General features: G+C 38.0%; 23 protein-coding genes and 2 pseudogenes. 13 read left to right on the top strand and 12 right to left on the bottom strand.

Annotated features, from left to right (window positions below; translation table 11 throughout):
• The first annotated feature begins 134 nt into the window (after positions 1–134).
• The 8 genes and pseudogenes from AC504W_RS28890 to AC504W_RS28855 all read left to right on the top strand — a co-directional run bounded on the left by AC504W_RS28890 (position 135) and on the right by AC504W_RS28855 (position 5,982).
• Positions 135–756 (top strand): annotated as a pseudogene (locus AC504W_RS28890) (Uma2 family endonuclease).
• Positions 757–1,187: 431 nt separating this feature from the next.
• The gene (locus AC504W_RS28885; RefSeq protein ID WP_494874807.1) at positions 1,188–1,376 is read left to right on the top strand and encodes a hypothetical protein; all 189 of its coding nucleotides are present in this window, start codon (positions 1,188–1,190) and stop codon (positions 1,374–1,376) included.
• A 398-nt stretch (positions 1,377–1,774) separates the two neighbouring features.
• Complete coding sequence (locus AC504W_RS28880) at positions 1,775–1,906, top strand: hypothetical protein (protein ID WP_494879896.1); 132 nt, start codon at positions 1,775–1,777, stop codon at positions 1,904–1,906.
• 512 nt (positions 1,907–2,418) lie between these two features.
• Positions 2,419–3,129, top strand: a complete 711-nt coding sequence (locus AC504W_RS28875; RefSeq protein WP_494879894.1) for a hypothetical protein — start codon at positions 2,419–2,421, stop codon at positions 3,127–3,129.
• A complete protein-coding gene (locus tag AC504W_RS28870) occupies positions 3,119–4,486 on the top strand; it encodes a P-loop NTPase fold protein (protein WP_494879892.1) in 1,368 nt (455 codons plus the stop codon). Before AC504W_RS28875 ends, AC504W_RS28870 begins: the two co-directional genes overlap by 11 nt.
• Positions 4,453–4,890, top strand: coding sequence for a hypothetical protein (locus AC504W_RS28865; protein WP_494879891.1), 438 nt, complete (start codon positions 4,453–4,455; stop codon positions 4,888–4,890). Before AC504W_RS28870 ends, AC504W_RS28865 begins: the two co-directional genes overlap by 34 nt.
• Positions 4,890–5,645 carry a hypothetical protein gene (locus AC504W_RS28860; RefSeq protein ID WP_494879889.1) on the top strand — a complete coding sequence of 252 codons (756 nt, stop codon included), beginning with the start codon at positions 4,890–4,892 and terminating at the stop codon, positions 5,643–5,645. Before AC504W_RS28865 ends, AC504W_RS28860 begins: the two co-directional genes overlap by 1 nt.
• Before the next feature lie 49 nt (positions 5,646–5,694).
• Entirely contained in the window at positions 5,695–5,982 is a 288-nt protein-coding gene (locus tag AC504W_RS28855; RefSeq protein WP_494879888.1) for a hypothetical protein, read from the top strand.
• Between the two features lie 430 nt (positions 5,983–6,412).
• Here the strand turns inward: AC504W_RS28855 and AC504W_RS28850 are convergent, their stop codons facing one another.
• A complete protein-coding gene (locus tag AC504W_RS28850; protein WP_494879886.1) occupies positions 6,413–6,568 on the bottom strand; it encodes a hypothetical protein in 156 nt (51 codons plus the stop codon).
• Between the two features lie 184 nt (positions 6,569–6,752).
• On the opposite strand from AC504W_RS28850, the gene AC504W_RS28845 reads away from it, so the two are divergent.
• Together AC504W_RS28845 and AC504W_RS28840 are read left to right on the top strand one after the other, a co-directional pair.
• Positions 6,753–6,947 carry a hypothetical protein gene (locus AC504W_RS28845; protein ID WP_494879885.1) on the top strand — a complete coding sequence of 65 codons (195 nt, stop codon included), beginning with the start codon at positions 6,753–6,755 and terminating at the stop codon, positions 6,945–6,947.
• 296 nt (positions 6,948–7,243) lie between these two features.
• Positions 7,244–8,103, top strand: a pseudogene (locus AC504W_RS28840) (sulfurtransferase).
• A gap of 41 nt (positions 8,104–8,144) precedes the next feature.
• Here AC504W_RS28840 and AC504W_RS28835 read toward each other — a convergent pair.
• Positions 8,145–8,342 carry a hypothetical protein gene (locus AC504W_RS28835; protein ID WP_494879884.1) on the bottom strand — a complete coding sequence of 66 codons (198 nt, stop codon included), beginning with the start codon at positions 8,340–8,342 and terminating at the stop codon, positions 8,145–8,147.
• A gap of 21 nt (positions 8,343–8,363) precedes the next feature.
• Positions 8,364–8,846 carry a hypothetical protein gene (locus tag AC504W_RS28830; protein WP_494874800.1) on the bottom strand — a complete coding sequence of 161 codons (483 nt, stop codon included), beginning with the start codon at positions 8,844–8,846 and terminating at the stop codon, positions 8,364–8,366.
• On the opposite strand from AC504W_RS28830, the gene AC504W_RS28825 reads away from it, so the two are divergent.
• Positions 8,845–9,030 (top strand): hypothetical protein, encoded by a 186-nt coding sequence (locus tag AC504W_RS28825; protein ID WP_494874799.1) that lies wholly within the window; start codon positions 8,845–8,847, stop codon positions 9,028–9,030. The genes AC504W_RS28830 and AC504W_RS28825 overlap by 2 nt on opposite strands.
• Here AC504W_RS28825 and AC504W_RS28820 read toward each other — a convergent pair.
• On the bottom strand, positions 9,027–9,536 hold the full coding sequence (locus tag AC504W_RS28820; protein ID WP_494874798.1) for an NUDIX hydrolase: 510 nt from the start codon (positions 9,534–9,536) through the stop codon (positions 9,027–9,029). The genes AC504W_RS28825 and AC504W_RS28820 overlap by 4 nt on opposite strands.
• 97 nt (positions 9,537–9,633) lie before the next feature.
• Between AC504W_RS28820 and AC504W_RS28815 the strand changes: the two genes are divergently transcribed.
• Positions 9,634–9,762, top strand: a complete 129-nt coding sequence (locus AC504W_RS28815; protein WP_494874797.1) for a hypothetical protein — start codon at positions 9,634–9,636, stop codon at positions 9,760–9,762.
• 9 nt (positions 9,763–9,771) lie between these two features.
• Here AC504W_RS28815 and AC504W_RS28810 read toward each other — a convergent pair whose 3' ends face one another.
• The 7 genes from AC504W_RS28810 to AC504W_RS28780 form a co-directional block, all read right to left on the bottom strand.
• Entirely contained in the window at positions 9,772–10,335 is a 564-nt protein-coding gene (locus tag AC504W_RS28810) for a hypothetical protein (RefSeq protein WP_494879883.1), read from the bottom strand.
• A gap of 238 nt (positions 10,336–10,573) precedes the next feature.
• The gene (locus tag AC504W_RS28805) at positions 10,574–10,840 is read right to left on the bottom strand and encodes a DUF559 domain-containing protein (RefSeq protein ID WP_494874795.1); all 267 of its coding nucleotides are present in this window, start codon (positions 10,838–10,840) and stop codon (positions 10,574–10,576) included.
• Positions 10,841–11,198: 358 nt separating this feature from the next.
• Complete coding sequence (locus AC504W_RS28800; protein ID WP_494874794.1) at positions 11,199–11,936, bottom strand: nuclease-related domain-containing protein; 738 nt, start codon at positions 11,934–11,936, stop codon at positions 11,199–11,201.
• A 243-nt stretch (positions 11,937–12,179) separates the two neighbouring features.
• Positions 12,180–12,518: a hypothetical protein gene (locus AC504W_RS28795; RefSeq protein WP_494879882.1), complete on the bottom strand. Its 339-nt coding sequence runs from the start codon at positions 12,516–12,518 to the stop codon at positions 12,180–12,182.
• Positions 12,519–12,618: 100 nt separating this feature from the next.
• Positions 12,619–13,113, bottom strand: coding sequence for a hypothetical protein (locus AC504W_RS28790; RefSeq protein ID WP_494879880.1), 495 nt, complete (start codon positions 13,111–13,113; stop codon positions 12,619–12,621).
• A 178-nt stretch (positions 13,114–13,291) separates the two neighbouring features.
• Positions 13,292–13,540 (bottom strand): helix-turn-helix domain-containing protein, encoded by a 249-nt coding sequence (locus AC504W_RS28785; protein WP_494879879.1) that lies wholly within the window; start codon positions 13,538–13,540, stop codon positions 13,292–13,294.
• Positions 13,541–13,744: 204 nt separating this feature from the next.
• The gene (locus tag AC504W_RS28780) at positions 13,745–13,879 is read right to left on the bottom strand and encodes a hypothetical protein (RefSeq protein WP_494879877.1); all 135 of its coding nucleotides are present in this window, start codon (positions 13,877–13,879) and stop codon (positions 13,745–13,747) included.
• A 41-nt stretch (positions 13,880–13,920) separates the two neighbouring features.
• Between AC504W_RS28780 and AC504W_RS28775 the strand changes: the two genes are divergently transcribed.
• Positions 13,921–14,358: an arsenate-mycothiol transferase ArsC gene (locus AC504W_RS28775; protein ID WP_494879876.1), complete on the top strand. Its 438-nt coding sequence runs from the start codon at positions 13,921–13,923 to the stop codon at positions 14,356–14,358.
• 75 nt (positions 14,359–14,433) lie between these two features.
• Here the strand turns inward: AC504W_RS28775 and AC504W_RS28770 are convergent, their stop codons facing one another.
• Positions 14,434–15,819 carry a DUF2252 domain-containing protein gene (locus AC504W_RS28770; RefSeq protein WP_494879874.1) on the bottom strand — a complete coding sequence of 462 codons (1,386 nt, stop codon included), beginning with the start codon at positions 15,817–15,819 and terminating at the stop codon, positions 14,434–14,436.
• Positions 15,820–16,338 lie beyond the last annotated feature (519 nt).

Here is a 16,338-nt window from a genome sequence, read left to right as displayed (position 1 = left end):
AACACTGATACCGATTCGTAAATTTATCCCAATTTTCACTGCGATCGCTAATCGCCAAAATGATTGAAGCAGGAAGATGAAACAGGAGAACGAAAAGACGGCATGAGCAAAACGACTACTAAAGGCAATAAATTATGATTCAAGCCTTACGTAAACTAGTAACCTTTGAAGATTTTGCAGCGTGGCAACCTGAAGGCCACAAGATATGAATTACATGACAGCGTGATTGTTGAAATGGCACAACCAACGGGCGACCATGAAGATGTTGTGGGTTTTTTAGCACTAGAAATATCTGCTGATATCAAGCGTTTAAATTTACCTTATTACATCCCAAAAACTGTATTAGTCAAACCACCTGAAGGTGAATCAGCTTATTCACCAGACATATTAATCATCAATCGACCAAATTTGGTGAATGAGCCTTTATGGAAAAAGGAATCGACTGTATCTCAGTCTGCATCTATTCCATTAGTTGTTGAAGTTGTTAGTAGTAATTGGCGAGATGATTACTACAAAAAATTAGCTGATTACGAAGCTATAGGTATCCCTGAATATTGGATTATAGATTACGCTGCTATAGGCGCTAGAAAGTTTATCGGCAATCCTAAACTGCCTACTATATCCATTTATCAATTAATCGATGGTGAGTACCAAGTTACTCAATTTAGAGACAGTGATCGCATGGAATCTCTAACTTTTCCCGAATTGAATCTGACCGCCGAACAGATTTTTCAATCTGCCAGCCCACTAACATAGGTTCGACTGCACACAAGAGTGTGAACAGTAATAGCTCCTACTACCCTTGCTCCCAGCTTATGTAACTAATTTTTACGCATTCCATTTCTTACTTTTTCTTGATTCAGTCAACATTTGTAAACCCACGTAATCGCAATTCTTAATATGGAAAATTTACAGGATAACACTACCGAGCAGCAATCAAACCTCAGCTTAGAATCCTTGGGTATTGCTGACTCTTTTAAGACTCTTTTAGGAAATTTTCATTGGCGCACAGATTACATCAAATTCTGTGAGGTTTTAGGGTACACCCCCACCAATGGGCAGAGGACAAATATCGGCAGTTTCAGGAATTAGTGGACTCTTTGAATCAATTTGACTCACAGACAGTCGCTAAGATGCTAGAGGCTGGTAAGTAAAAATGCTTAAAATCTTCAGCAAGCTGACCAAAAATGGAAATCCTAAATCTTGGTGCGATCGCAACGGTGGCAGTGGCTTGTGATCATGAAAAATATACAATCCAACTTCATCAGCCAAAGGCTACTCGGTTATACGCCGATTCCATTGGCAAGAGTGAAGAATCGAAGGAAACAAGCGACAATGTATCGAAAAATTTTTTTGGACAGAGATATGAAGAGTGATAACCTATTTACATCGGTTTTTCACCAAGCTGATACCAACCTATATCAAATGGAGGATGAGCTAGGCAAACAATAATATTCAGGCAATCAAATTTAAGGGGGCCTTTAGACAAAAAGATAGGCGAAAAGACTTTGCGAGGGTCATGAAACCTAATCTTGATGGCTAATAAAGGCTTACGAATCTAGAGGACTTTACTGGACTCTACCATGCTTCATGCTCCACCATGACTCCACCCTTGAGGCAATGTTACCACAAGGGGCGGTCAACTATGCCCTTTTTTTTGTGTTCTCAAAAAAAAGTGCATCAAATTGTTACAAAATTCCCTAAATGTGGTCATTTACCAATGCTAAATTTCACAAATCTAACTATCTTCATAAGTAAATTTAAAGATAGTTGTTTGACTTATAAAGATAAGTTAATACTCACTTCCATTAACCCCAGAAGCAACAGGCCAGAAGAACACGAAGATGCAGAGTTGCAAAGGGAAAAGAATTTGCAGAAAATTCTTTCCTACTCTCCAGCTTTTTAACTCATGCTTGGCATCAAAAGTCTATTAGAAGTACCCAAAGTCAAGTATGGAGATTCGTGCAACAAGTTTTAGGAATTAATAACACAGCAAAACCGCCATCATCTGTGAATATATCTGACGGCCAGTTGCATTTTGAAAATCAAAACAGACAACAGGAAATCGGTTAGCTACCCATCAGCAGACATCATCTGCTCAAAAAGTAGCAAACCGCATATTATAGCAATTTGAGTGTAACAATGTCTGCATAGTGTGGGCAAATTAGCATAGTTAAAACCTCATTGGTTTTAGCAAGAGCTAGTTTCGCCCGAAATCCGGGTAATGGGAGGAATACCATTTCACGAGAAATCTGCTCCAGATGCAAACTCTGAAAGCTTTGCTGCATCTTGGTTTTTGAATTGCGAACTTGTACTGAGCGCAGCCGAAGTATTGTGAATTGCGAATTAGTATCAGACCCAACACCCGATAAAACTGGGTAGCTCCGATAAACGCAAACATTATCGGAGTATACGAAAGTGCTACAAGAGAAAACAATTGAAATTAATGGTAACGAGTGCTTAGAAGTTAAGAGCAATCGCAACAAAGGGGGTCAAACTATGACCTCCTTAGAGCAGTTCAACATTAGAAATTTTATAGATCGGCTAACCCCCAAAAAAGGTAAGCACCGTTATGTGTGTCCGGTGTGCGAAGGCAGCTTGACAATTGACCCCAAAAGCGGCAAGTATCACTGTTGGGGGCAGGAATGCGCGAGTTCTGATATCAGAGAAGCTATTCGCCCTTGGGCGGAAGTAATAGGTGGAACTGTTCTACACCCTCCTCATATCAATAAAAAACTTCAGCGTGTAGCACAAACGCCAAAATTACCAGCTGCTGCACCAATACCAAAAGGCGAGATCGCACTTTCCACGTTACCGCATCCAGTTAGCCCACCTAAGAGAGTGACCAGAGGTAGAAATTTTGAAATCACCTACCCATATTCTCCTAATCAGTGGGTGCTGAGAATTGAAAAGCCAGACGGTAGTAAGATAACAATACCTCACCACCGCACTGCTGATGGTGAAGTAGAGAAAGGCAAGGGAGATGAAACTTGGCATCCTTACCGTATTGATGAAATACGCTCCTTTGGTGCAGGCAAATGGGTATTAGGAAACGAGGGTGAGAAGTGCGTTGACATTACTCGTTCGGTTCTTCAATTAGTGAGTTTTACTTTCCAGGGTGGTAGCTGATCTGATAGAATTGCTTTTGCTGGGGCTGCAAGAAATTAAAGATTGCGGTGTTGTTGGTGTTGTGTATTTCCCCGACAATGACGAACCGGGTCGGAAAAAGGCTCAAAAGTTGGCAATTGCAGCAGCTAAGATTCAGCTTCCTTTTATTGTAATTGACCCATTAAGATTATGGCAGCAGTGTCCTCCTGGTGGTGACATTGCTGATTGGGTTGCAGCAAAAGTAATACCAAACAATGAGTTACTTCAAGCACTCAACACTGAAATAGCACTTTGCAGGGATACCGTAGTAGTTACAAATGAAGTTGCTCAAGAAACAGAAGAATTTTGGCAAAAAGACCCGAAAGCCCAATACGAAATTCAACGTCAGCATATTGCTAAATTTAACTTGACGCGGACTGCCCAAATCAGCATTGAAAATGGGTTTCTCCCTTCAATTCAACTTCAAAGTATACCGCCGGGAATCATTGGTATAAAAGGTGATTGGGGTATAGGTAAAAGCTTTTTACTAAGTGCTTGGTGTCGGCAGTGGTCACATAAAATTATCCAAGTCGCTCATTTAAATGCCTTACTTTCTAACACTGCTCCTAAGTTTGATTGCTTCCATCATCACGAATTAAAAGATTTACAATTAGGTGTAACATCTGCTCCTAGATTAGCTATTACAGATATCTCTTTAGCTGCCATGTTTGACCCCCAAAGATGGACTAAAGACGAACCATTTATCTTAATTCTTGATGAAATAGAGCAGGTTTTGAGGTCAATTCAAACTAATAGCAACCTGAAAGGTACACTAAGAGTGAAAGCGCGAGTTAAGCTAGAATGGCTGATAAAAAATGCTGTTTATGTCATTGGTAGTGACCGTGATTTATGTGATGAAACTTTAAACTATATTGAACAAGTACGCGGTGATAATCACCTAGCTTTTATTATTCACCATAAAGGCAAAAAAGGAATTAATCGTCAACCAATAGTTTTTAACTGTAATAAATATAAAGATGAAGTGCTAACTCGATTAATTAATGCTGCCAAAGCTGGTCATAACATCATCATACCTTGTGAGAATAAAACAGATTTATTAGCCATTGAACAGCAATTATTATCAGCAGGAATTCCTGATAAATCTATGTTTTTTGCTCATGGTGATAACAGTAATGAACCAGGAATTAAAGAATTAATTCAAAAAGCTGATGAAATTTATCCAGATTATCAAATACTAGGTTATACGATGACAATGGGAACAGCATTAAGTTTTGAGAAGCCCCACTTTAAAAAATGTTATGCTTTCTTTTCTGGTGATGTTTTGCAGTCTTCGGATCGACTCAAATGCTTTTTCGTTATCGTCTCGAATGTGAAATAACAGTTTGGATAAATCCCAAACGTAGAAGATTAGAAATTAATCAGGATATTTTACTTTCAGATTTATTGAAAAATGTGCAAGATACCGATAAATTAATTGTATCAATTGACCAAATAGGCCCCTTAACAGAACAGGGAATTTTACCAACTGCTAAAGGTGACATTAGCCCTGATGATTTACCCTGGATTCAACACAAGCTAGGCATTATTGCTCGTGCGAATGCAAGTCTTGCAAATCCCTCCGCTACGTTACATGATTTATTGGTAGATGCTGGTTTTACCTTGAAAATTGAGTCAAACGACCACGATGAGCAACCAATGACTACTAATGAGGGTAACTTTTATCTAGTACAGAAACAAAAAATAAAATCGGCCAAAATCAGGCGATTGCCCAGGCAGAACTAATGAGTGAGGCAGAATTTATGAAAGCCATGATCAACAATGGCAACCTCAACCGCACAGAACGTAACCGACTAGAAAAAACACGGCTGCACCGGGACACTGGGCTGGAGATTACAGAGGATATTGTCAAATTGCAACGTACTAAGAACCTGACTCGCGGTGCAAAAATGCTGAAAGTGTTGCTTGGTGACGAGCAGACAGCTGTAGCTTACGACCTCACAGATCGCCAATATAACCCAGATATCGGCGACCAGAGTTTTTATGCAGCAAAGCGGCAATTACTTCATGAGTTAGGTATTCCTGAAATCATCGAGAAACTGGTTCAAGGATGGAGGTACACCAATAATTCTTCTGAAGTTGTGGCAGTGGCAGACCTAGCACGAGAGCATAGAGACAGTATTAAACGTCTACTAGGATTTACAGTTTCGTTAGAGAAAAGCGAGAATGGCTCATTTAAAGTCAGCAATAGTGCAATACTTGGGTCAATTCTGGATACCTTGTCTATTGAGCGCGAAAGTACAAAAACTCGCAAAAAAGGTCATGTTTATCGACTAAATCGCCAGCATTGGGAAATGCTACAAGCAATCATGGCTCACATAGACAAACTGGCCCCAACACCAACTTTGGCAGGAGTCATAGAAAAAGCACTTGCAACAGCAATCCAAAACAGTGATTCACATCAAGAACATCTGACACCTGCCCAAACAGCACCAACTCCAGAAATTCTCTCAACTGTGTCACCATCAGCATTTGGATAGCGTTCCACACCCTCATAGTATTTCTTATATATATAAAAATCACTTGGGTATGGAACACCCAATAAAGCCTGACAATATTGAATCGCTTCATAATAGCGAAATACAGACAGCCAACCAATCAAAGCTGTGGACTGGGTTAAAGCTAAAATTACAACAAGGTCTAGAAGATGCAGGGGAATTTTATCAACAGATGGTTGACAAAATTGGGGAGAGTGTCGGCGTGGCTGAGGGTGAGCCATTTTGGAATGGATACTTAGGGCATTGCATGGTGGCTGTTAATTTTGCAAATGGGTGTAAATCTGTGATGTGCGATTGGTTAGTTACTGCCACCGTCTAAAAGTGCAGTTAAGTCATGAACTGTCATTGCTTTTCTTTAAAACTAAAATGAGAAAATTTTTAATAATACATTCGTCATAATAGTGAGAAAAACTAGGTGTAAGTTGAGAAATCAAACTATTAATTATACTTAGGTAATTTTCTATTCTGTATCTTGGCTCCTGAGTGCTTAATTCTTGCCATATTAAGAAAAAATTATTGCTGAATTGTTACCAATTTTACAACTATATTTTTTTAGTTTAGGATTATTCTTAGAAGTTTAGATTTTTTTCACAAATAAGCTCAAATAGCTATCATACACACTTCTTGATGTCCAGCAACCGCTTGTTCCCAAGTTGAATATCTCCAGAATTTACCACTGTATTCACCTCCAAAAACCATAGTTTCAAAAAGCTGTGGTTCTTGATTAGGGAAATTAGAAAAATCCTTTCCTAAAAAAATTGTAGATACCCTTCCCAAGAAAAGGTATCTAAAGCTACTTGTATATTTTTCTCATCTTTCCGCCAATCAGACCATTGATTAAGACTTTTTGGTGCAACAGGTTGTTTATTTTCATTCAGAATATAAAGCCCATCAAGTATATCCATATTATCCCAGCCTACAACTAATAACTTTAAAAAATATAACTCAATATTAGAAATATCTTAAAGTCTACAATGGCTATATTAAAACTGATAAACTTGTTTACAAAAATTTGAGTGACTTTAAATAATGAAATTTTCAGAAGGAAGATATAACTAGAAAAAAGTATGTTTAACAGCAGGAATGCTTATGTGTTCTAGAATGAATTATATTGTTGAGGTAAGTCCAGAAACAGAGATAATTAGCGTTGAACCAAGCACCTACTCGCGCGAATTAGAAGAGAATGTACCTGACTTTAAACATTTATCCTGGGAACTCGAATGTGAAATGGCAGAATTATATGCTTACTATACTCAATTATATAGCGTTTCTCATACTAGTTAGGTATAGATAAAACACATAATCACACTGTCGCATTTTTATCTGCTGATAGAATATCGTTACTTTGAGCTTTTTTGACTTTCCAAACATCCTCTAAAGAATTTGAGCGATCGCATTACACCTAAAATGATGACCAAAAGCGCAAGCTTATTTGTATTGATTTGGTCAATTTTCAAACAACATAGCTACAAAAGTTCTCTCGTAACATTCAACATTCATTCTTCTGTGATTTGCATTCCAAAACGCAAATCAACCGAGCGCGATAATGCCTAATGGTACGATAACAGAAGCATGAAAGCGTGAATACACAACTCCTCATTTCTCCTCAAGAACTCATGTCTTTGTTAGCCCAAAAGTCATCCCAGGCGGTCATTATCGATACGCGAAGTCCAGAAGATTATAGTATTTCTCATATTCCTAAATCCATAAATATTAGAGATTTTTTTACCTATCTTTTAGAGAATTCCTCCCCAGCCGGATTAAAAAAATTGCAAGAGTATTTTGCACAAATTATGAGCAAACTGGGAATATCGGGTGCAGAACGGTTAATTGTTTATGAAGATACTTTAAATAAAGGTTATGGTCAATCTTGTCGAGCAGCTTTCTTACTAAAGTATTTGGGTTGCACTCAGGTATCTATTTTACATGGAGGATATAGAGCATGGCTGAGGGCGGAATTACCTGTAACTGATGAAATACCATTACGTGAAAGCAGCATATTTAGATTGCATCCTAAAGCTGAGATGATAGTGACTACCGCCGAGATGTTGCAAGCAATTGACAATCCAGCAATTATTAAATTAGATGTGCGCGATCGCCCTGAATGGCTTGGGTTGAGTTCTTCGCCCTATGCAGTTGATTTTTGTCCTCGCAAAGGTAGAATTCCCAACGCTGTATGGTTAGAATGGCATCGGTTTATGAATTCTGAATCGGAAATCTCCATGTTTCGCTCAAAAGCGGAAATTTTAGAAATTTGTCAGTCAGTAGGTATTACTTCAGAGTCTATTGTGTACGTCTACTGTTTTAAAGGTTCTAGAGCAGCGAATACTCTGATTGCTCTGGAAGTGGCAGGAATTGATGCCAGAAATTATTTTGGTTCTTGGAATGAATATGGTCTCGTGAATTCTCACTACCGATTGATAGCAAAGTCTTGCAGTGACGAGGGCGATCGCTTTCCCTAAAGCTAATCTTCCCAAACTGTCATAAACTCTTCCCACTCCTGAATCTGTTTGTGGTGGCTTGTCTTGTGTCAGTCCCAGCTACTCGCGCTAGTTTCCTGGCTTGCTCTGGACTTTCACCCAGTTCTATCAACTGGCGTTCTAGGTTGGGGTCGTAGCCTTGGGTTAGTAGCTGGGCATACTCGGTATCGGTCATGCCGAGGTTGTGGATGTTGGTCATGGTCGCATCTATTCACTACTCTTAGGTCACGGTTAGTTCTTGGAGCAAGGCATCATTTATCCGTTGTGCTTCTTCACCAGACTGTTCCGTTACATTAAAAGCTTGCTGTACTATGGTTTTAACTTCCTCTGGTAGCGATTCAAACTTATCAGTATCAAGTATGACAATGCGACAACCAGGGTAAGGAGCAAAATCACAGAAGGGTTTCATCCCCGATGTAATGAGCAATTTACTAAGCTTTGTAATAGAATGGCGAGGCTTCTGGTTATCCTCACTACGGTTAATTTCAGATGCAAAATAACCACATAGCCAACTCAAGGCATCAATATCTGTTTCTAAAGCGGCAACTGTACCATCTAATACCTGTTTGTTGAGCTTTACAGGCAGATTGTCAAAAATTGTGTCTAAGGCTTCTGGGTGTCGCTTTTGGCAGTGACGCACCGCCGATTCAATAAGTTTATCGATTTTTGTAGGTTGGGATTGCCCAAATCCTTTGCCAGACATGGTATTTGATGTGTTGAATACACGGATTTTAGCAGGGTTTGGAGGTGTGAGTGAGAGAGAGGCGATCGCTCAGAAATTTTCCTCTAAGAATCAGGTAGGGCGATCGCTGTTATACCAAATTAGATGGGGTTTGAGGAAATTCAGAATCTTTATACAAAATTTAGTCATCAAAATTCGAGATTAATTTGCATAAAACATCTGCACAAGTTTAATCAAGTCACTTTTTGCAGGTTCACCTTTATTCAACCATTCTATTAAATCAGAAGGATATAACCAAAAACTTTCAATAAAATCATTCTTATTATAATCTGGTTCACAATCTAATGTGATTTCATAAACTTTCATAAAAGCAGACACTTGATATTTATATGGTGTTAAATAACCCAATAACTGCGTATTAACCATGTTTAAATTTAAGTTTAATTCTTCTTCGAGTTCACGTTGCAAAGCATCTTCGTAAGTTTCTCCGCTTTCTACATGACCACCCATACTGACATCAAGACAAAGGGGAAAAATTCGTTTTTGTGCAGAACGGCGCGGTATCCAAAGTTGTCCTAATGAATTAATGACAAAAGCATTGACAACTCTAAAATTGCACAGCCCTTGACTATATATTTCTGAGCGTGGCTTTTGTCCAATAACGCAATCACTTTCATCTACAATGTCAAGTATCTCTAAATCTTGCATCATACAGATAGAATTAACACTTATTAAATAATATACAGGTCGTAAAGGACTGGGAGCGTTCCGTTAGGTTGCTAGAGGCATCGCTTGTCCTCTAAGAATTATGCTGCAAGACTTTCTCCAAACGGCGGGTAAATTGGGAGGAGCGATCGCATACTTGATTTTTCCTCTAAGAATTTGCAGCAGGGCGATCGCATTACACAAACTAAGTTGTGCAGAAATATTTTTCTGATATTTACTATTAGATTAATTCAGTTACTTCCAGATAGCTTATGATATCATTTTTATCAACTTCACAATCACAAACAGTACTCATTTCTACTACACCCTTTTGCGGTACATTAAAAATTCCATAAGCACCATAAGCACCTTGAGCATCTATAACCAATGCTTCTATATTATTCAGCCTATAGTTATGTAGTTTGATTGGTGGGCCTAAAGCCATACTATAAGAAGTTCTAGCTAGTTCTACTAAAGATAATTTTTTAGGATTGGGTAACAGTTTAATATTGAAGTAGTAAATGCCATGAGGAGCCTTACATCTAACTGCTTCAAATGAATCCAGGGATACGAGAATGCTTATAGAACCGTTATTACGAAGTAATGTTCTAAAGTTAGAGGGAATTTTAATTTTAATGCCAAATTTATTTAACTTTACTGTTCTAGTGGTTTTACTAGCTTCAACAGGTTCAGTATTCCCACATTTTTCTTGAGCCAATGATGGAGTTATATTAAAGGCTGCATTAAATATAAAAATTAAACTGAGTATACTTGTAAATTTTTTTATTTGATTTTGTAGTTTCATAAAGTTAATCTTTTCTTTTGAAATATAGTGCCAAGCTAAATTTCGCTTAAGCAAGTCTAAGTTTATCCTACTGTAAGCATGACAATCAACATATAGATTCAGTATGAATAACTAATTTTAATCATGCAGCTTTAACTGCAACTTTCTTTAATGCTATCTCCAAACAGCAGGTAAATTTGCACTGCGCTAGACTACGCCTAAGTAAGTGTAAGTATCAAAATTGCCTAATTTCCTAATTTTAAAAAAGATTCAAAAATTCGGTAACAACTTCTAAAGGATGGTTATAACACTCACTAGCCTCAAATCTAGCAGTCCGAATACCATCACGTAATAAGACTCTATCTCTTCTATAATCTCTAGTTCTTTGTGGTGCTTGCTGATGATGTTCTCCATCAACTTCTAAAATCATACACTTTTGCTTATAGAAAACCAAAAAATCTATTTCTACTCTTTCCTTTAATTGATTATTATTAATGTTAGAAATAGGTAAATCAGTTAAATCCATATAAGCACGACTGTTAGCAAAAAATAAAATTTTTTTACTGTGTAAGGCGTGTGCTATTCTAACTTCTGCTTTTGACCGAAAATTTAAACCACCCCATTGGTAATCTGAATTATTATTATTTGGTGAATCTTTACTCTTAACGTAATGAATTTCAATCTTGATATTAGTTGAAATATTTTGTTTATAACTATCATCAAAATATAATGTCCACCAGTGTTGTGTATTATGTCCATCACGTTGGTCAGCGTATGCTAAATGTAAATTAGACGATAATTCTTTATAAAATCCTGTTTGAGTTCTTATATATAGCCATTCATTGATACTTTCTCTTGTGTTTTCACACTCATATTAATTAAAATTAACTATTATAATTCTGACGTTTAATAAGTTTTGATTTAGGAATTGGTTTAGGTGTTGGGGTAGTATTTTCAGGAATCTTATAATTAGCGACAGCTTCAGCAATTAACTGTATTTGCGTTTCTGTCAAGCAATCAGGGCAGTTAACTATCGTTTGCAACAGTGCAGGCACACTTTGAAAAACTGGTACTGAACAATTATTAACTCCTAACCATTTAGCTATAGGAAACACCACAGGAGCATAAACGAAATTATCCGAGAGATTGGGAACTACAGAAATTATCCATCGGCTAAACATTTTTTGATGGTAAGCACTTTGAGAAGTAGGACTGTTAGATATTTCTACCCAATTATGACCTTCTCGACGTTTCCATTTATCGTTGTATGCAGTAAATGAACCCTTCCAAGTCTTAATTTCCAACAAGAAAATGCCCTTTATCCCGATAATTAAGTGGTCTATCTCAGTTAAACCACCTGTGTTATTAGTAGGTATTAAAGCATTATTGAACATTACCCAAGTATCTGGGAAGCATTGAAAGATTGCAGAGATACCCCACTCACCAACACTACCTTGAAGTTGATTTTTGGCTTGCTTAAATTCATATATAAATGAACCTAGATTACCTAATGTACCGTTGCCTAAAACTTGGTGAATTTCTTGATGTTTGGCTGACTTTTTAGTATTTATTTTTTCTTGAAATGCTGCTCTTAGAGTTTGTGACTGTTGCAAAGTTTTCATAGACAATTGAGAATTATTATCCTTTTAATTCATGTACACGTTGCCACTCTTGTTGTGTCACCTTGTAGTTTGTACAGTTAGGCTGACAAATTACAATCAAATTTTTCAATACAGGGTCAAGATTGAGGCCTTCGCGTAGTATTGGCTTTTCTATAAATTTGCGGTCATTGTTTGGTAGATTTCCTCTAAGAATGTGGCAGTGATGGCATTTGATAACTTATGAGAACAGCGATCGCAATAAACTTAAATGCAACCGATATGTTCTTTAATAATTAGCTTCAATTCTTTAGTGATTGGTAAACCATCAATTTCTCTACAGAGGTTATTCAAAGATTCACCTTTAGCTTTTCTCTCTTGATAAATTCCCTGGAGTAGTGCTGTCAATCCATATTTGGTTAGTGCATCTGATGCTAACCCTATGATTCCAAGTAATACAACACCACCAATCATTCCGCCTGACCCTAACATAGCCAATGCCGCAGTAATGGCAGCAGCACCAGCTAAACCAGTCGTTGCCATTGTGATAAGAAGTATAACGGCTGGTAATCCAACACCTGCTAATTTTCTAACAATTTCATCCATAATTACGATTCCTTATTATCTAAATTCACAAGATAACCGTGTGCAGTCGGTTGCTAGATATCCTCACTTGAATGGGTGCGGCTAAATCTTCATGCTTAAGCTACTGAATAGTAGTTTTACTAGGCATCCGAGGCGGTGGCGGTGGGGCAGTCTGCGTTTTGGGTACAGGTGGTGAATTGATTTGACGGGCAAGTGCCAACACAGTAGACCTAAACTGCTCTACATCTTGGGGCTTTTTGTAGAACACAATAATACTGATGGTGCTGGTATAAATTATCATCCAGCGTTGCTTAATAAAGAAGTAAAGAATAATGAATATAATCCCAAGACCATATAAAAAGAGCGTTGCAACTCCTAGAACCAATAACCAAGCAAGTGGCCCAGAGGAAATTTCTATAGATTTAATGTCCTGAATTCTAGTTTGAATATCCTTTTTCTCTAGTCCGTAACTTGAATCAATGTTACTTTGCAGTAAATCACCAGCAATTTTAATCCGAATTTTTGACCTGCCAGCAGTGGGAACAATTATATTCCCCCACACTAAACCAGGTTGACCGCTAATTTCTATGTTTGAGTTTAATGAATTACTTCTCATATTGTACCTAGAGCCTGACATCATCTAGTTGGAGTAGTCGCCCCTTCATACCTGTGTTTCCCTAGACTCAAAAGTTGTTTCTCCAAAATCCTTGCTGTGTATCTATTGCCATTAATCTTGGGCAGGTTAAATCTGCAATGAGTACAACTCATTGCCCACACAAAACTGAAGCCAAAAACTAATTCGATAAATACTTAGCCAACAAATCCTGCCCTTGAGCGCCCATTGCCTCTAACATCCCCTCAATCTTGCTCATCGCTAAAGGCGACGGCGTTGAGTGTCCGTTTTCCCAACGGTTAATCGTTGAATATTTAACACCTAGAGTTGCTGCGAACTGTTCTTGCGTAAGCCCAGCAGAAAGCCGCAAATCACGAATGATCTGCCCTACCTTTGGCTGTTTGATAGCCAAGGGTTTTTTAATAGTCATTTAAATTTGATACTTTACCTTCTACTTTAAGTAGCAGGTGCTATATTATTTGCTATATATTAACCATGCTAAAGCGGGCTATTCATCAGTTAATATACGCAATATGATTCTTATGAGTAAAATTCTTTGCTTTGAGTAAGAAGATTTTGTAAGTGCTGTTGAAGAGTAAATTCTTAGAGGAAAAGGTGGCAGTAGGCATCGCTCTTAAAGCCCAGCATAGGCGATGGCGTTCTTAGCGGAAATGTAGTAGACAGGCGATCGCTCCTCCCAATCAAGCGAAGAAATTACCCCATTGCAACCATGTGAAAAGTAGCCTGAATATCTTGCAAATTCTTCCATTTACCAGTACAAAGCCCATAGGCTTAGTAAAATTTGGTCAAATGAATAAAATCTTATTCTTGTGTACAGGCAACTACTACCGCAGCCGCTTTGCCGAAAACCTATTTAATTGGTTGGCTACCAAACAAGGTTTAGATTGGCAAGCCGACTCTAGAGGTTTGGCACTTGAGCGCGGTGTAAACAATGTGGGGGCAATTTCCCAGTATGCGGCTGAGGCTTTAGCTGTGCGTTTGGTAAACCTACCAGATGATGAACGGTTTCCAATGCCAGCCAGTGAGCAAGATTTTCAGTCAGCTACTAGAGTTATTGCCTTAGATGAATTAGAACACCGTCCTTTGATGAATGAACGCTTTCCCCACTGGGCAGAGACAATCGAATACTGGCTGGTTCACGATATCGATAAAACCTCTGCTACAGTTGCCCTTGAGCAAATTGAAAAACATATACTGCAACTCATAGAACAACTGACACAAAGTTAGTGGTGATCGCCCTCCAAAAAATTCTTAGAGGAAAAGTTATCACAAGAGGCGCGAGGAGAGCGGCGGTAAATTGCTTTAGTAGAGTATTGCTCCTCGGTTGAAAGCACTAACAAAACTTGCATAGTCATACTCAACTTGAGTGGCATAGTCTAAGGCAAAGTTGACAATCTCATTTTTAAATGCAGAAGTGTTATTACCCACAACATCTGTGACTTCTTTATCCACACTGTAGGAAACAATTGCACTATTGTAATCTTTGTCAGAGATAGCATGGTTTTTAGCTACCACTTTCCCGGCATATCCCATTGCATCCAGGAATTTTGATTTGCTTGTGAGCAACTTGTAATCAAAATCCTCTTGGTAGGGCGATTTCTCACGTAGAAAGAAAAAGAGATTGTTGACTGTAGTGTAGCCAACTAAAGGATCAGTATTGGCAAGCATCGCTTTCGTGGCAATGCTGACTCTTGCACCTTGATGGTTACTATACACAGAACTCGGCAACAACTCTGGCACAGCTATAGCTACGGCGCTGCTAGTTTCTTGCTTCATTTCTAAAATCACATCGTCACTGGTTGCAGAAGTTGGGCCTTCAATTAGCAAGTAATATCGATATCTGCCGAGGCTACCAGTTCCTGAGCCTAATTTGAGACGAATATCTTTGACAATATAATAACTATTGCTGTAACGCTTACTACTAGCAATTGAAGTAATGTAGCTACTCATCCCAGCACTAATAGCTGAATAGGTACTGCTAGATAAAGGTTGAAGTTCAGAAGTAGTCTGGAAGAGGCGATCTCCACTAGTATTAATTAGTGTATACTTGCTTAAAAAGTTAGAACGACTGTTGGCGGCAGTCTTTTGAATTAAATCGTTAACAACACCATTTGTATTACTCGATTCTAAACGGTAAGATAATTCGTCATTCGTTCCCTTAAAATCCCCCATTTTGTTGAGATAAGTATCCACAAAATTCCGCACCACATCCTGAGCATCATTAGAACTCAGTCCATTTTCTTTCGCCGCTAAAAGAATTGAAACCGCCATCCGGCGTAAATCCCAGACGTAGGGGCCGAGATAACCTTCATCAAAATCGCTGGTATCAAAAACATTGTTACCATTGGCATCCCGCATCCCCCCAAGATTTTGTAGGTGCATATCACCTTCTAACCAAATAGCTCTTGTTGAAGAATTGACAAATGCTGAACTTGGTAATGTCTGCATATCACTATAGAAGATGTGAGCAGTCCCTCGATAAAAAGCAAAAGGACTAACTGCCATCTTTTGCATCTTTGTTGCTAATTCTTGCGGTAATTGCGAGGCAAAGGGATGATTATATTGATAGATTTGATTTTCTATCCAACTTGAACGGGAAAATGCAGCTTGAGTCTGGGATGGAAATCCTAAAATTATAACTGCAAAGACTAAAATTGCAATTGCTGTGAATTTTTTTAACCTAAACATAATAGAACACTAAACTTTAAAGTTATGTTGATCCTGAAAATAAGTATAGGAGCAATCGTTTCTATAATTCTGAGAAAATGCCTCGATAATCCTGAGAAAATGATGTGTCTTACTCCCCAAAAAAATGCTAAAGCATATTATCTATAATCCAGTCAAAACTTAACCTTTTACGTAAGAATTCAGCACTCAGAAGTCAGCAGTCAGAAACATCGCCGATAAAAGGACGGATAAAGCTTTCATTGACAAAAACAGCAATAAATACTTCTATTGAAAATAGAATGACTGTGAAGTAAAAGTACTTTTTATTGATAGTAAATATGAGAATAAATAGCGTTGAAGAAACACCTGTTTGACTATGACACATAATATTGGCATCACCATACCAAAACGGGTTGCATTGTACGCTAAGTTTGCCCTTAACGTTGGCACAGCCATCGCTATTCTCCATAATTTACTATATAGTACATAAATACTATATAAAGCTAACTCGATTACTTCTAAAACACTATCGAGTATAAT

The organism is Nostoc sp. C96 (assembly GCF_059384975.1).
This window is presented reverse-complemented; position numbering and strand designations above follow the sequence as displayed.

Bases quoted from the DNA above. Each gene is read 5' to 3' on its own strand.
- AC504W_RS28885 (WP_494874807.1), top strand. From the start codon at position 1,188: ATGGAAATCCTAAATCTTGGTGCGATCGCAACGGTGGCAGTGGCTTGT.
- AC504W_RS28865 (WP_494879891.1), top strand. From the start codon at position 4,453: ATGCTTTTTCGTTATCGTCTCGAATGTGAAATAACAGTTTGGATAAAT.
- AC504W_RS28860 (WP_494879889.1), top strand. From the start codon at position 4,890: ATGAGTGAGGCAGAATTTATGAAAGCCATGATCAACAATGGCAACCTC.
- AC504W_RS28855 (WP_494879888.1), top strand. From the start codon at position 5,695: ATGGAACACCCAATAAAGCCTGACAATATTGAATCGCTTCATAATAGC.
- AC504W_RS28850 (WP_494879886.1), bottom strand. From the start codon at position 6,568: ATGGATATACTTGATGGGCTTTATATTCTGAATGAAAATAAACAACCT.
- AC504W_RS28845 (WP_494879885.1), top strand. From the start codon at position 6,753: ATGTGTTCTAGAATGAATTATATTGTTGAGGTAAGTCCAGAAACAGAG.
- AC504W_RS28835 (WP_494879884.1), bottom strand. From the start codon at position 8,342: ATGACCAACATCCACAACCTCGGCATGACCGATACCGAGTATGCCCAG.
- AC504W_RS28825 (WP_494874799.1), top strand. From the start codon at position 8,845: ATGGTATTTGATGTGTTGAATACACGGATTTTAGCAGGGTTTGGAGGT.
- AC504W_RS28830 (WP_494874800.1), bottom strand. From the start codon at position 8,846: ATGTCTGGCAAAGGATTTGGGCAATCCCAACCTACAAAAATCGATAAA.
- AC504W_RS28820 (WP_494874798.1), bottom strand. From the start codon at position 9,536: ATGATGCAAGATTTAGAGATACTTGACATTGTAGATGAAAGTGATTGC.
- AC504W_RS28815 (WP_494874797.1), top strand. From the start codon at position 9,634: ATGCTGCAAGACTTTCTCCAAACGGCGGGTAAATTGGGAGGAGCGATC.
- AC504W_RS28810 (WP_494879883.1), bottom strand. From the start codon at position 10,335: ATGAAACTACAAAATCAAATAAAAAAATTTACAAGTATACTCAGTTTA.
- AC504W_RS28805 (WP_494874795.1), bottom strand. From the start codon at position 10,840: ATGGATTTAACTGATTTACCTATTTCTAACATTAATAATAATCAATTA.
- AC504W_RS28800 (WP_494874794.1), bottom strand. From the start codon at position 11,936: ATGAAAACTTTGCAACAGTCACAAACTCTAAGAGCAGCATTTCAAGAA.
- AC504W_RS28795 (WP_494879882.1), bottom strand. From the start codon at position 12,518: ATGGATGAAATTGTTAGAAAATTAGCAGGTGTTGGATTACCAGCCGTT.
- AC504W_RS28790 (WP_494879880.1), bottom strand. From the start codon at position 13,113: ATGAGAAGTAATTCATTAAACTCAAACATAGAAATTAGCGGTCAACCT.
- AC504W_RS28785 (WP_494879879.1), bottom strand. From the start codon at position 13,540: ATGACTATTAAAAAACCCTTGGCTATCAAACAGCCAAAGGTAGGGCAG.
- AC504W_RS28780 (WP_494879877.1), bottom strand. From the start codon at position 13,879: ATGGAAGAATTTGCAAGATATTCAGGCTACTTTTCACATGGTTGCAAT.
- AC504W_RS28775 (WP_494879876.1), top strand. From the start codon at position 13,921: ATGAATAAAATCTTATTCTTGTGTACAGGCAACTACTACCGCAGCCGC.
- AC504W_RS28770 (WP_494879874.1), bottom strand. From the start codon at position 15,819: ATGTTTAGGTTAAAAAAATTCACAGCAATTGCAATTTTAGTCTTTGCA.